The sequence below is a fragment of the Actinokineospora sp. genome (assembly GCF_052390155.1).
Lineage (GTDB): Bacteria > Actinomycetota > Actinomycetes > Mycobacteriales > Pseudonocardiaceae > Actinokineospora.
Map to the genome: position 1 here is coordinate 1 of NZ_JBQTHF010000021.1, position 14,986 is coordinate 14,986.

Annotated in this window: 5 protein-coding genes; 2 read left to right on the plus strand and 3 right to left on the minus strand. The window is 73.3% G+C overall.

Annotated elements, in window-relative coordinates; genetic code table 11:
• Positions 1-9,942 (minus strand): SDR family NAD(P)-dependent oxidoreductase (locus tag ACT4N7_RS07815; RefSeq protein WP_444827932.1); only part of this gene is annotated, 9,942 nt, incomplete at its 3' end.
• A 210-nt stretch (positions 9,943-10,152) separates the two neighbouring features.
• Between ACT4N7_RS07815 and ACT4N7_RS07820 the strand changes: the two genes are divergently transcribed.
• Both ACT4N7_RS07820 and ACT4N7_RS07825 read left to right on the plus strand, forming a co-directional pair.
• A complete protein-coding gene (locus tag ACT4N7_RS07820) occupies positions 10,153-10,965 on the plus strand; it encodes a carbon-nitrogen hydrolase family protein (protein ID WP_444827933.1) in 813 nt (270 codons plus the stop codon).
• Positions 10,962-12,611: a flavin monoamine oxidase family protein gene (locus ACT4N7_RS07825; RefSeq protein ID WP_444827934.1), complete on the plus strand. Its 1,650-nt coding sequence runs from the start codon at positions 10,962-10,964 to the stop codon at positions 12,609-12,611. The genes ACT4N7_RS07820 and ACT4N7_RS07825 overlap by 4 nt, the downstream gene beginning before the upstream one ends.
• A 15-nt stretch (positions 12,612-12,626) precedes the next feature.
• Here the strand turns inward: ACT4N7_RS07825 and ACT4N7_RS07830 are convergent, their stop codons facing one another.
• Entirely contained in the window at positions 12,627-13,553 is a 927-nt protein-coding gene (locus tag ACT4N7_RS07830; protein WP_444827935.1) for an ACP S-malonyltransferase, read from the minus strand.
• Positions 13,550-14,956: a class I adenylate-forming enzyme family protein gene (locus ACT4N7_RS07835; RefSeq protein WP_444827936.1), complete on the minus strand. Its 1,407-nt coding sequence runs from the start codon at positions 14,954-14,956 to the stop codon at positions 13,550-13,552. Before ACT4N7_RS07835 ends, ACT4N7_RS07830 begins: the two co-directional genes overlap by 4 nt.
• Positions 14,957-14,986 lie beyond the last annotated feature (30 nt).

A 14,986-nucleotide genomic window follows, 5' to 3' on the forward strand; every position in this document is an offset into this window, starting at 1 on the left:
CTGGATCGCCGCCATCCCCACCCCACCAGCACCCGCGTGAATCAACACCTTCTCCCCCGGCCGCAACCCCGCCAAGTCAACGAGTCCGAAGTAGGCAGTCAAGAACACCACCGGCACCGACGCCGCCACGTCCCACGACCACCCCTGCGGCACCCGGATGAAGGTCCGCTCGTCGTCGGCCACGAGCACGGTGCCGAAACCGTCCCCCACCACCCCCATGACCCGGTCGCCCAACCGCAGGCGGGTAACCTCGGGCCCGATCCCGACAACCACACCGGCGGCTTCGGCACCAAGGGACACCACCGCGCCCGGATACATGCCCAGCGCACTGAGCACATCGCGGAAGTTCACCCCGGCAGCCGCGACCCGGACCCGAATCTGCCTGCCGGTCAACGGAGCCAGCACGTCCGGGCACGGCACGAGGGTCAGTTCGCCGAGACTCCCCCTGCGCCGGGTGTCCAGTCGCCACGGCGTGCCCGACGGCGGCACCAGGGCAGGACCGGACCCGAGTCGCGCAAGTCGTCCACTGTGGACTGTCTCGCCGCGCACCACGGCCTGCGGTTCTCCCGCCGCGCGCAGCCCCGCCAGCGCGGACACGGCGACCGGCCACGCACCCCACTCGTCCAGGTCGACCAGCAGCAGCCTGCCCGGGTTCTCCAGGTCGGCCGAGCGCACCAGACCCCAGGCCGCCGCGGCCGCCAGATCCCGCACATCCTCTTCGCCGACGGCGACCGCGCCGCGGGTGGCGATCACCAGGCAGGAGCCGGAGAACCGGTCGTCGACCAGCCACTGCCGAACGGTGTCGAGCACGTGCGCCGCCACGGCGTGCACCGACTCCGGCGCCGCGCCGTTGCCCGCGACCGGGAGTACCACGAAATCCGGCACGGCATCCAGTTCCGCGAGCGACCCGATTCCCGGGCCGCCCAGCGCGGAACCGTCGCAGAGGGCGATCCACCGCACGGACTCCGCGGGGTGCTCCGCCTGCCGCGCCACCCAGTCGAGCCGGAACAGCGACTCGTTCCCGACCGGCGCCGGACTCACCCGCATGGTCTGCCGCGGGCGCGCCACCAGCGCCTCGATCGAGGCAACCGGCTCGCCCGTCAGGTCCGCCACCGCGATCGCCAGGGCATCGCCCGGCCCGGGCGAGAGCCGCACCCGGACCGCGTCCGCCCCGGAAGCGTGCAGGGAAACACCTTCCCAGGAGAACGGGAGTCCCTCGCCGCGGTCGGTCAGCAGCGCGGCGTGCAGGCAGGCGTCGAGCAGCGCCGGGTGCAGCCCGAACGCGTCCGCGTCGTGCACCTGCTCGGGCAGCGCCACCTCCGCGAACACCTCGTCCCCGCGAACCCACACCGCCCGCAACCCCTGGAACACCGGCCCATAGCCGAACCCGGCCTCGGTGAACCCGTCGTAGCATCCGGTCACGTCCACCGGCTCGGCGCCTGCGGGGGGCCAGACCTTCGAATCGAACTCGACCGGGGCCGTTTCCGGGCCGAGCAGGCCGGTGGCGTGGGCGACCCAGGGTCCGTCTATTTGTCTACTGTGGATGGTGATGGCATGCCGTCCCCGGTCGTCCGGCGCGGCGACCCGAAGCTGCACCTGCACGGCGCCGACGGCGGGCAGCACGAGCGGCTCGGCGAGGGTCAGCTCATCGACCCGGTTGCAGCCAACCTCGTCCCCGGCGCGGATCGCGAGATCGAGCAATGCCGTGCCAGGAAACAGTACCGAACCCGCGACCACGTGATCGGCCAGCCACGGCTGCGCGACGAGCGAGAGGCTGCCGGTGAACAGCATGCCGGTGCCGTCGGCCAACAGCGCGGCGGCACCGAGCAGCGGGTGCCCGGTCGGGGTGAGTCCGGCGGCGGTCACGTCGCCGACGCCGACCACGCCGCTCGGCCAGAACCGCTGGTGCTGGAAGGCATACGTCGGCAGGTCGACCAGGCGGGCGCCGGTGTCGGCGAACACCGGCGCCCAGTCGACACGCACCCCGGCCACGTGCAGGCGGGCCAGCGCGGTGACCGCGGCGACCTCCGCGCTGCGGTCCTTTCTGGACACGGGGACCACCACGGCGTCGTCCGGCAGGGACTCCCGCGCCATCGCCGACAGCACGCCGTCCGGCCCGAGTTCGAGCAGCGTGGTGATCCCGGCCTCGTGCAGGGTGGTGATCCCGTCGGCGAACCGCACGGTCTCGCGCACATGGCGCACCCAGTACTCGGGCGAGCACAGCTCCCCGGGCGCGGCGATCCGGCCGGTGAGGTTGGCGACGACCGGGATCGTCGGCTCGGCGAACGACAGCCCGGCCAGCACGGCACGGAACTCGGCCAACATCGGCTCCATCAGCGGGGAGTGGAACGCATGGCTGACCGCCAGCCGCGATGTCTTGTGTCCCAACGCCGCGAAGTGGGCGGCGAGGTCCAGCACGGCGTCCTCTTCGCCCGCGACAACCACCGAGGACGGCCCGTTGATCGCCGCGATCGACACCCCCGGAGTCAGCAGCGGGGTCACCTGCTTCTCGGTGGCCCGCACCGCGACCATCGCACCGCCAGTGGGCAGCGCCTGCATCAGCCCGGCCCGCGCGGCCACCAGCCTGCAGGCGTCCGGCAGCGACAGCACCCCGGCGACGTGGGCGGCGCTGATCTCGCCGATCGAGTGTCCCGCGACGAAAGCGGGCCGAATCCCGAAGGACCGCACCAGTCCGAACAGCGCCACCTCGACGGCGAACAGCGCGGGCTGGGTGTGGCCGGTGCGGTCCAGCGGCGCGGGGTCGGTGCCCCACACCACCTCGCGCAGCGGACGGTCGAGCAGCGGGTCCAACTCGGCCGTCACCGCGTCCCACGCGTCGGCGAACACCGGGAACCGCTCGTAGAGTGCCCGTCCCATGCCGAGTCGCTGGGAACCCTGGCCCGCGAACAGCACCGCCAGCCGACCGTCGCCCGCCTCGCCCCGCGCGGCCTCGACCACACCCTCGTCACCCGCGAGCAGCACCGCCCGGTGTCCGAACACCGATCGCCCGGCCAACAGTGAAAGTCCGATGTCCACTCGGGACAGGTTCGAGTCCACAGTAGACGTTAATCGGCCGATCTGCGCGTCCAGCGCCTCGACCGACTTCGCCGACACCACCCACGGCACCACCGCGGGCACCGTCCGCGCGCCGGGGTCCGCGACCTCGGGCACGTGCTCGATGATCACGTGCGCGTTCGTGCCGCTCACCCCGAACGACGACACCCCCGCCCGCCGCGGCCGGTCCGCCGCGGGCCACGGGGTGTTCTCCAGCACCAGCTCCACCGCGCCAGTCGACCAGTCCACATGCGACGACGGCGTGTCGACGTGCAGGGTCTTCGGCAGCAGCCCGTGCCGCATCGCCATGATCATCTTGATCATCCCGGCGACGCCCGCCGCGGCCTGGGTGTGCCCGATGTTCGACTTGACCGACCCCAGCAGCAGCGGGTGCGCGCGGTCCTGGCCGTAGGTCGCCAGCAGCGCCTGCGCCTCGATCGGATCGCCCAGCATCGTCCCGGTGCCGTGTCCGTCCACCACATCGACGTCCGAAGTGGACAGACCGGCGCTCGACAACGCCTGCCGGATCACCCGCTGCTGAGACGGGCCGTTCGGCGCGGTCAGCCCATTCGACGCACCGTCGGAGTTCACCGCGGATCCCCGCACCACCGCCAGCACCCGGTAGCCCGCTCGTCGGGCGTCGGACAGCCGTGACAACACCAGGACGCCGATTCCCTCGGACCACCCCACGCCGTCGGCAGACTCCGCGAACGACTTGCACCGGCCGTCCGCGGCCAGCCCGCGCAGCCGCGCGAAGTCGATGAATGTGTCTGGAGTGGACATCACGGTGATCCCGCCTGCCAACGCCAAGGTGCACTCCCCCGCGCGCAGTGCCTGCGCCGCCTGGTGCACCGCGACCAGCGACGACGAGCACGCGGTGTCCACCGTGACCGAGGGACCCTCGAACCCGAGGGCATAGGAGACCCGGCCCGACGCCATACTCGGGGAACTGCCGGTGGACCGGAAGCCCTCGAAGACCTCATCGCCCAGCAGCATCGCGTAGTCGTTGTACATCACCCCGGCGAACACCCCGGTTCGGCTGCCACGCAACGACTCCGGGTCGATCCCGGCCCGCTCGACCGCCTCCCAGGACACCTCCAGCAGCAGCCGCTGCTGGGAGTCGGTCGACACCGCCTCTCGCGGGCTCATCCCGAAGAACTCCGAGTCGAACTCGGCCGCCTCGTGCAGGAACCCGCCGCTGCGGGTGTAGGTGGTGCCCAGCCGCTCCGGGTCCGGGTCGTAGAGCCCGTCGAGGTCCCAGCCGCGGTCGGTGGGGAAACCGGTGACCGCGTCGCTGCCGTCGCTCACCAACTGCCACAGGTCTTCCGGCGAGCCCACCCCGCCCGGGTAGCGACAAGCCATTCCCACCACGACGATCGGGTCCGCGGCGGCCACCGCGAGACCCGGCACCGGTGCGTCCGCGACATCGTCGGCGCCCAGCAGTTCGTCGATCAGGTATCCGGCGAGCACGTGCGCGGTCGGGTAGTCGAACACCAGGGTCGCGGGCAGCCGCAGCCCGGTGGCCGCGCTGAGTCGGTTGCGCAGTTCCACCGACGTCAGCGAGTCGAACCCGAGGTCGCGGAACGCCTTGGCCGACTCGATCCCGGCCGCCCCGGCGTGGCCCAGCACGGCCGCGACCTCCGCCAGCACCACCTCCAGCAGCGCGTCGCGCCGCTCGGCCGCGGCCAGCCCGACCAGCCGCGCCACCACATCGGCGGCCACCGAACCCGGTGCGACCGCCGCTCGACGGACCGGGGCGCGCACAAGCCCTTGCAGCAGCGGGGAAACCTCGCCGAGCGTCCGTAGCCTGGGCAGGTCGAGGCGGGCGGGAAACACCACCGGTTCCCCGACAGCCAGGGCGGCGTCGAACAGCGCCACGCCCTGCGCCTCGGACAGTGGCGGCAGACCCGAGCGCACCATTCTGTCCACATCGGACTCGCCGAGACCGCTCATCATGCCGACCGACGGCGTCCACGCCCCCCACGCCAGCGAGGTCGCGGGCAGGCCGAGTGCGTGCCGATGCGCGGCCAGGCCGTCGAGGAAGGCGTTCGCCGCCGCGTAGTTTCCCTGGCCCGCGCCCGCGAACGTCCCCGCCAGCGACGAGAACACCACGAACGCCGACAGGTCCCCGGTCAGCTCGTGCAGGTGCCACGCGGCGGCCGCCTTCGGTGCCAGCACGGCCTCGATCCGCTGCGGCGTCAGCGATCCGATGACTCCGTCGTCGAGCACACCGGCCGCGTGCACGACCGCGGACACCGGGTATCGCGCCAGCAGCCCGGCCACCGCGGCCCGATCCGCCACGTCACAGGCCACCACCGCCACCCGCGCACCGTGCTCGTCCAGCGCGGTGACCAGATCCGCCGCACCCGGGGCAGCCGCACCGCCGCGGCTCACCAGCAGCAGGTCCCGCACGCCGTGCTCGGCGACGAGATGCCGGGCGATCACCGCGCCAAGACCGCCGGTGCCGCCCGTGATCAGCACCCGGCCCGCCCACGACACCGGATCACCGGGCACCGCCCGTGCCAGCCGCGGAACCAGTACCTCGCCAGCCCGCACCGCGGACTCCGGCTCGCCTACCGCCGAGGCCACCGCGGCGAACGGCGCCGCGTCGTCGTCCAGGTCCAGCAACCCGAAACAGCCCGGGTTCTCCGCCTCGGCCGTCCGCACCAGCCCCCACACCGCGGCGGCGGCAACGTCCACACCGGACACCGCGCCCCGGGTCGCGAACACCAGCCGCGACCCGGCGAACCGGTCGTCGGCCAGCCACCGCTGCACCAGGTCGAGCACCCGCGTGGTCAGCGCCAGCGCGGACTCGGGGACCGGGCCCGCGCCGACGACGGGCACCACGACCACGCCGGGCACCGCCACGTCGGCCAGGTCGGTGGCCATCCCGCACTGGCAGGCGAAGCGCAGTTCCGTCGCCAGCGGGTCGGTTTCCCGACCCAGCACGGTGATCGTCGGCGGGGCGGCGGAATCGGCGGGCGCGGCCACCCAGTCGAGCCGCCACAGGCTGTCGCGGGTGTCCGCGCGGCCGAGGTCGATGGCCGCGGGCCGCAGCACCAGCGCGCCGACCGACAGCACCGGCTTCCCCGTGGAGTCGGTGGCGCGCAAGGCAAGCGCGTCCGGGCCGAGCGGCGTGAGGCGCACCCGCAGCGCGCTCGCGCCCACGGCGTGCAGCGCGACATCGGTCCAGGAGAACGGCAGCGTGAGCCGGTCCGGGTCGGTGCCCGCGAGGAACGGGTGCGCGTGCAGGCAGGCGTCCAGGAGCGCCGGGTGCAGTCCGAAGGCCGCCTCGTCGGACGGCGCGGACTCGGGCAGCCGGACCTCGGCGAAGACCTCGTCGCCGAGCCGCCACACCGCGGCGAGGCCCTGGAATGCCGGTCCGTACTGGTATCCCGCCTCGGCGAACCGCTCGTAGCAGCCGATCAGGTCGACGGCGACGGCCCCGGCGGGCGGCCATTGCGCCTCGTCGGCGACCGCGGGCGCACCCGCGGCCAGCGCACCCGTGGCGTGCCGGGTCCAGTCCCCGCTCCCCCGGCGGGAATGGATCGCGATGGCACGCCCGCCCGCCTCGTCCGGCGCCCCGACGACGACCTGCACGCGCGCGGTCTCGTCGGGGTCGATGCCGGGGAACGCCAGCGGCGCCTCGATCACCAGCTCGACCACCCGGTCGCAGCCGACCTCGTCGCCCGCGCGGATGGCCAGGTCCAGGAACGCGGTGCCGGGCACGAGCACCGTTTCGGCGATCCTGTGGTCGCCGAGCCAGCCGTGGGTGCGCGGGGAGAGCATCCCGGTGAACACGACCTCGTCCTCGCCCGCGACGTCCAGCGCGGCGGTGAGCACGGGGTGGTCCAGGTCGGACCGCGTTCGGTCCACTCCAGACTCAAGCCAGAACACGGCGCGCTGGAAGGGATAAGTCGGCAGATCCACCCGACGCGCCCCGCGACCGGCGAAGTACGCCGACCAGTCCGGGCTCGCGCCGTGCACGTGCAGCGCGCCGACGGCGGCGGTGACGGCCCGGGCCTCGTCCTGCTCGGCACGCAGCGCGGGCAGCGCGATCGCCGTGGCGGGGGCGTCGGCGAAGCAATCGGCGACCATCGCGGAGAGCACCGCGTCGGCGCCGAGTTCCAGCACCGCGGTGATTCCCATCGACCGCAGCACGCCCACCGCGGCCGCGAAGCGCACCGGCTCGCGCGCCTGGCCGACCCAATAGTCCGGTGTGGACAATTCGGCACCCGCCCGCGCCCCGGTGCGGGTGGACACCACGGGCACCTTGATCTCGCGGTAGTCCAGCACTTCCGCGACCCAGCGCAGCTCGTCGAGCGCGGGCTCCATCAGCGCGGAGTGGAACGCGTGGCTGACGGCCAGCCGGGTCCAGCGGTGGCCGCGCTCACCGAGCGCGGCGGCGGCGGCGAGCACCGCGGACTCCACACCGGACAGCACGACCGACCCGGGCGCGTTGACCGCGGCGACGACAACCCCGTCCACGAGGTCACCGATCTCGCTCTCGTCCGCCCGCACGGCCACCATCGCCCCGCCGGCGGGCAGGTCCTGCATGAGCCTGCCCCGGTGCGCGGCGAACGCGGCGGCGTCGGCCAGCGACCACACCCCGGCCACGTGCGCCGCGGCCACCTCGCCGATCGAATGGCCGACCACCGCGTCCGGCCGCAGGCCCCAGGACTCCAGCAGCCGGAACAGCGCCACCTGGAAGGCGAACAGCGCGGGCTGGGTGTACGCGGTCTGGTCCAGCAGCGCCGCATCGGCCGTGCCGGGCTCGGCGAACAGCACCGGGCGCAGCGGCCGGTCGAGGTGCAGGTCGAGTTCGGCGCACGCGGCGTCGAGGGCGGCCGCGAACACCGGGAACCGCGCGTGCAGACCGCGGCCCATACCCGCGCGCTGCGCGCCCTGCCCGGGAAAGACGAACGCCAGCCCGCCGTGCCCGGCCACCCCGGTGACCACGGCCGGATCGGCCGCCCCGGCGGCCACGGCGTCGAGCCCGGCCAGCACCTGCGCGGGCGACTCGCCCACGACCACCGCGCGGTGTTCCAGCGCCGCCCGGCCGGTGGCGGCCGAGTACGCCACGTCCAGCAGGTCCACGCCCGCGTCGAGCACGCCGCGCAGCCGCCGCGCCTGCGCCGCCAGCGCGGCGGGGCCGCGGGCGGCCAGCAGCACCGGCACCGGCAGCGCCGGACGGTCCGAAGTGGACTCCGCGGGCGCCTGCGCCGGGGCCTGCTCCAGGATGACGTGCGCGTTGGTGCCGCTGAAGCCGAACGAGGACACCGCACACCGCCGGGGCGCGTCGGTGTGCGGCCAGTCGCGTTGCTCGTGCAGCAGCGCCACGGCGCCCGCCGACCAGTCGACGTGCGGGTTGGGCGGGTCCGCGTGCAGGGTCCGCGACAGCACGCCGTGGCGCAGCGACTCCACCATCTTGACCACGCCGACAACGCCCGCGGCGGCCTGCGTGTGGCCTACATTGGACTTCGCCGACCCCAGCCACACCGGGGCGGCCGCGGTGCGCGCGCGGCCGTAGGCGGCCTGCAGCGCCGAGACCTCGATCGGGTCGCCCAGCGCGGTGCCGGTGCCGTGCGCCTCCACCGCGTCCACATCGGACGGTCGCAGCCCGGCGTCGGCGAGCGCGTCGAGGATCACCCGCCGCTGCGCGACACCGTTGGGCGCGGTCAGCCCGGCGCTGGCACCGTCCTGGTTGATCGCCGAGCCGCGCACGACCGCGAGCACCCTGTGGCCGCGCTCGCGGGCGACCGAGAGGCGCTCCACCAGCACCATCGCCACGCCCTCGCTCCAGCCGGTGCCGTCGGCGGCCGCGCCGAACGCCTTGCACCGGCCGTCCGCGGCGAGCCCGCGCTGCCTGCTGAACGCCAGGAACGAGCCCGGCGTGGCCATCACCGCGACGCCGCCGACCAGCGCGAGGTCGCACTCGCCGCGGCGCAGCGACTGCGCGGCCAGGTGCAGCGCGACCAGCGACGCCGAGCACGCGGTGTCCACCGTCAGCGCGGGCCCGTGCAGGTCGAGGTGGTAGGCGATGCGCCCGGAGGCGATGCTGCCCGCGGTGCCGGTGATGAGGTGGGCCTCGGCGCCGTCGCGGGCGCGGTCGAGCCCCGGGCCGTACTCGTGGTTCTCGGCGCCGACGAACACCCCGGTGGCCGAGCCGCGCACCGACGTCGGATCGATCCCGGCGCGCTCCAGCACCTCCCACGCGGTTTCCAGCAGCAGCCGCTGCTGCGGGTCCATCGCGCGCGCCTCGCGCGGCGAGATGCCGAAGAACGGCGCGTCGAACTCGGTGGCCCCGGCGAGGAAACCGCCCTGCTGGACGTAGGTGTGCCCGGCGCGGTCGGGGTCGGGGTCGTAGCTGCCCGCGATGTCCCAGCCGCGGTCGGTGGGGAAGGGCCCCACGGCGTCGCCGCCGTCGAGCAGGAAGCGCCAGAACTCCTCCGGCGAGGTGATCCCGCCGGGCAGCCTGCACGCGGTGCCGACGATGACCACCGGGTCGTCGTCGCCCGCCGCTACCCGAACAGGGCCTGCCGCGAGGGTGGCGCCGAGCAGCTCCGCGGCGAGGTGGGTGGCCAGGGCGCGCGGCGTCGGGTGGTCGAAGGCGATCGACACCGGGAGCGACAGGCCGGTCGCCGTCCGCAGCCGCCGGTGCAGCTCGACCGCGGCCAGCGAGCCGAACCCGAGGTCGGCGAAGCCGCGGCCGGGATCGTCCAGTTCGGACGGCTCGACCCGCAACGCGGCGGCGGCGTGCGTGCGGACCAGCTCGAACAGCAGCCGCGCGGCGTCGGCCGGGGCGCCCGCCGCGAGGCTCGCGCGCAGGTCAGCGGACCCGCCGACCGCACCGCCCGCGCCGGACGTGGGGTCGGCATGACTCGTCATGACAGTGGTCCACCCTTAACAGAGCAGGCGTGCGCGCAAGGTCGTTCGGACTGTAAGAGCGGTGGCGCTGGAGATTCCCCTAGAGCCCGCCTGCCTGGTGCGGGCGGCGCGGCCGAGTCTGGGGATTTCAGGAGACCGAACGGCAGCAGGATGGGCCGCGGAGGGCCGATCGGCTGCCGTGCCGGACCGGTTCGACGGGAAGGACCGCCCGTGAGGCTCGCATGCTGGCAGGCCGCCGTCCGGGCCGAGGACGGGGAGCGGCGCCTCGCGCGGCTCGCCGAGGTCGCCGCGCACGCCCGGGACCTCGGCGCGGGACTGCTCGTCACCCCGGAGATGTCGCTCACCGGCTACCGCACGACCGTACCGGAGATCCGCGCGCTCGCGGACGGGGCGGCCGAGTTGGCCGACCGGGTCGCGCGGATCGCCGCGGCGAACGGGATCGCGCTGGTGTACGGGTGCCCGGAGCGGGTCGGGTCCGCGCTGTTCAACACCGTGCACCTGGTCGACGCCGCCGGATCGCCCGCCGCGACCTACCGCAAGACCCACCTGTACGGCCCGGCCGAGCAGTCGGCGTTCACCCCGGGCGAGGTCGCCGTCGTGCAGGCCGAGGTCGAGGGAACCACGGTGGGCCTGCTGGTCTGCTACGACGTCGAGTTCCCGGAACTGGTTCGCGCGCACGGGCTGCGCGGGACCCGGGTGCTCGTGGTGCCGTCCGCGCTGGCCTGCCCGTGGGAGTTCGTGGCCGAGACCCTGGTGCCCGCGCGGGCGTTCGAGAACGGACTGTCCGTCGTCTACTCGAACTGGGCGGGCCCCGACGGCAAAGTCGACTACTGCGGCCTGAGCCGCGTCGTGGACCCCTACGGGCGGGTCCGCGCGGGCGCGCCGGCGGCAGGCGAGGAACTGCTGGTCGCGGACCTCGACGCGGCCGAGGCCGACGCGGCCCGGGCGGCCACGCCCTATCTGGCCGACCGCCGCCCGAGCCTGTACCAGGACGTGGCCGCGCCGGGGAGGGGACCGAGATGACCTCGGCCGGACCGGTCACGATGCTCATCCCCGACTTCCCGTTCGGCTACGACGAGTGGGTGCGCCACCCCGCCGGACTGGGCCACCTGCCGCGGCAGGCGCACGGCACGCCGGTCGCCGTGGTCGGGGCGGGCATGTCCGGGCTGGTGACCGCGTACGAGTTGCTGCGCCTGGGGTTGCGGCCGGTGGTGTACGAGGCGGGCGACCTGGGCGGGCGGATGCGGTCGGTGCCCTTCCCCGAGCACCCGGCGTGCGTCGCGGAGCTGGGCGCCATGCGGTTCCCGCCCGCGGCGCGCACGCTGTTCCACTACATCGACACCCTGGAGCTGCCCACCCGCCCTTTTCCCAACCCGCTGGCGCGGTCCACCCCGAACACGGTCATCGACCTCGGCGGCGTCGTGCACCGCGCGCGCACCCCCGAGGAGCTGCCCGGGATCTACCAGGAGGTCGCCGACGCCTGGGACAAGACCCTGCAGGACCGCGCCGAACTGTCCACAATGGTCGACGCGATCCGCAGGCGGGACATCCCGCTGGTCAAGGGAATCTGGAACCGGCTGGTCGCCGAGCTGGACGACCAGTCGTTCTCCGGCTTCCTCGCCGAGTCCTCGGCGTTCGGCACGTTCCGGCACCGGGAGATCTTCGGCCAGGTCGGCTTCGGCACCGGCGGCTGGGACACCGACTTCCCCAACTCCATCCTGGAGATCCTGCGGGTGGTCTATACCCACGCCGACGAGGACCACCTGAGCATCGTCGGTGGCGCGCAACAGGTTCCTGACGGACTCTGGCGGGCCAGTCCGCCGGACATGGCCCACTGGCCCGCGGGCACCTCGCTGGCGAGCCTGCACGACGGCGCCCCGCACCCCGGCGTCGTGCGGATGGACCGCGCGGGCGACCTGATCCACCTCGCGGACACCGCCGGGTTCACCCGAGCGTTCCCGGCGGTCGTGTTCACCCCCCACGTGTGGACGCTGCTGGGCAACGTCGACTGCGACCCCGAGCTGCTCAGCGCGGACCAGTGGACCGCGGTGGAGCGCACCCACTACATGAGTGCCTCCAAGCTGTTCGTGCTCGCCGACCGCCCGTTCTGGCGCGACATCGACCCGCGCGACGGGCGCGAGCTGATGGGCATGACGCTCACCGACCGGTTCCCGCGCGGGGTCTACCTGTTCGACTCCGGGCCCGACCAGCCGGGCGTGATGTGCCTGTCCTACACCTGGAACGACGACTCGGCCAAGCTCCGCACCCTCGACGACGACCAGCGCCTGACCGTCCTGTTGCGACAGTTGGCCACCATCTACCCGGACGTGGACATCGCCGGACACCTGATCTCCCGGCCGATCACCATCACCTGGGAGTGCGAGCCGCACTTCATGGGCGCCTTCAAGGCCAACCTGCCCGGCCACTACCGCTACCAGCGCAGGCTGTTCACCCAGTTCATGCAGGACCGCTGCCCCCCGGCACAGCGCGGCTTCTTCCTCTGCGGCGACGACATCTCCTGGACGGCGGGCTTCGCCGAGGGCGCGGTGACGACGGCGCTGAACGCGGTGTGGGGCGTGCTGAACCACCTCGGCGGCCGGACGGACCCGGACAACCCGGGCCCGGGCGACCTGTTCCACGACTTCGCGCCGGTCGACCTGGCCCCCTGACCGTCCACAAGGGACTCAGCGGCGGACTGCCACCGGGCGGGACACGGTCTTCGGGGTCACCGGGACGACGCGGAACGCCGCCGCGCTGCAGTCCAGCCGGTGGAACATCATGTCCGGGCCGGTGAAGTAGGCCGTCCGCACGCCGTGACCGGCCAAAGTGGACACCGCGGCGGGCCAGTCGATCGGCCGGTCGAAGGTGTCCAGGAGCATGGTGCGCAGCTCGTCGGCCGTGCGGACGAGCCTGCCGTCCTGGTCGGCGATCACCGGCAGCCGCGGGTCCGCGAGCCGGTAGCGGGACAGCACTTCGGCCTCCGCGCGGCGGCGCAGCGCGCCGAAGCGGCTCGCGTGCACCGGGGGGCGCATCGTCTGCATGGTGTAGCCGCCGAGGTCGCGGACGCCGCGGATCACGGTGTCCAGCAGGGCGGCGCGCATCGACACCAGGTAGGCGCCGCGGTCGAGGTGCCCGGAGATCTCCAGCCACTCCCCGCCCGCGACGAACCCCTCGACCATGGCGCGGAACGGCTCGTCCGGCACCCGCACGAAGCACTGGGTTACCAGGTCTTCGGGCTCCGCGGCGAAATAGTCGTCCTCGACGCCGGACAGCTCCACGGTCAACCGGATGGCGTCGGCGAAGTCCAGCGCGCCCACATACGCGGTGAGGGCGCGCTGGCCGAAGCACGGGCCGGCGCAGATGTCCGGCCGCAGGCCCAGTTCCTGTTCAGCCCGGTCGGCCAGGGCGAGCGAGTTGACCATGAACGCCACCTGCGACAGCACGCCGTAGCCGTCGCGCTCGGCGCGGAACCCGGCGAGCAGCGACTCGCCGAGCACCTCGTCGGCGGCCGCGACCCTGGCCCGCGCGTAGCGGTCGAGCACCATGTACCGGCCGACGTCGGCGAACGTGGTCGCGCCCATGCCGGGAAAAACGACCGCGGTCAGACTCACGCGGACACCGCCAACTCCTCAAGCCGCTTGCTGTCGGGCTTCCCGTTGTTGTTGAGCGGGAAGTTGTCGATCACGACGACCCGGTTGGGCACCTCGTAGGCGGGCAGCGCCGCGGCGATCCGCTCGCGCCAGAACGTGGCGGACCGGCCGCCGTTGTCCTCGATGAACACCACGAGCTGGGTGCCCGTCCGCTCGTCGGGCAGCGCGACGATCTTCGCCGAGGAGCCGACGACCTTGGCGATCTTGCGCTCGATGATGTCGGGGTAGAGTGTGTAGCCCAGCCGGTCCACCGCGCGCTTGCGGCCGAGCACGTGCAGATTGTCGTAGTCGTCCAGGAAACCGAAGTCGCCGCTGGGGAACCACTCGCCGACGACCGGCATCAGGAAGCCGAACTCGTCCAGATAGCCCGACATCACATCCGGGGTGCGCACCATGATCTCGCCGACCGTGCCTGCCGGGAGCGCGGTGCCGTCATCGTCCACAACGGACAGATCGACGCCCGCGACCGCCTGGCCGCAGGCCGCCGGGTTGTCCAGGGTGGCGAAGGAGACGTTGCCCATCTCGGTGCTGCCGTAGCTGTCCAGCAGGGTGTGGCCGAACTCCTGCTCGCACCGGGTGACCAGGCCAGCGTCGAGCGGGGCGGCGCCCACGCACAGCATCCGGGCCGAGGTGAGCGCCGAGCCCAGTGCCGGGCGGCGGCCGACGATGTTCATCATGCTGCGGTACGTCGCGGGGGTGGCGTCGAAAACTGTGGCACCACACAGATCCGCCATCACCAGCGCGTGGTCGAGCCTGCGATACGCGGCCACGACCAAAGAGCAGCGGGACAGCCAGGCGATGAGCACCATGGACAGCCCGTACTGGTGGGAGAACGGCAGCAGCGGCACCAGCACGTCGGTCTCGACGTGCCCGACCAGGTCGATGTTGCGCTTGAGGTTGCGCAGGAACGACTCGCCGGTCTTGACAATGACCTTCGGCGAGCCGGTCGAGCCAGAGGAGAACATCAGCAGCCCGTCGGGCAGCGCGCGCCAGGTGTCCGCCGCCAGCGGCTCGGTCGCGGTCGAGCGCACCGCGGCCAACTGCAGTTCGTAGACCGACACGCACGCCACGGAGGTCTCGGGCATCAGTGCCTCGCCGTCGACCACGCAGAGCACGATCCCGGCCTGCTTGATCACCTGGGCGGTCGCCTCGGGACGCTCCTGGTGGTCGAGCAACGTGATCGAGGCGCCCGCGTGCATGAGCGCGAGCAGCGCGGCCACGTACCCCACGGAGTTGCCCGCCTTGAGCAACACCCGGTCGCCGACGCGGATGCCGCGCCCGCGCAGGACATCGGCCATCCGCACCGCGTCCCGTTCGAGTTCCACCAGTGTCCGAACGCAATCGGTGCCGCAGATCATCGCCATCGTCGAACCTCATTCCCTCGACTACGCGAG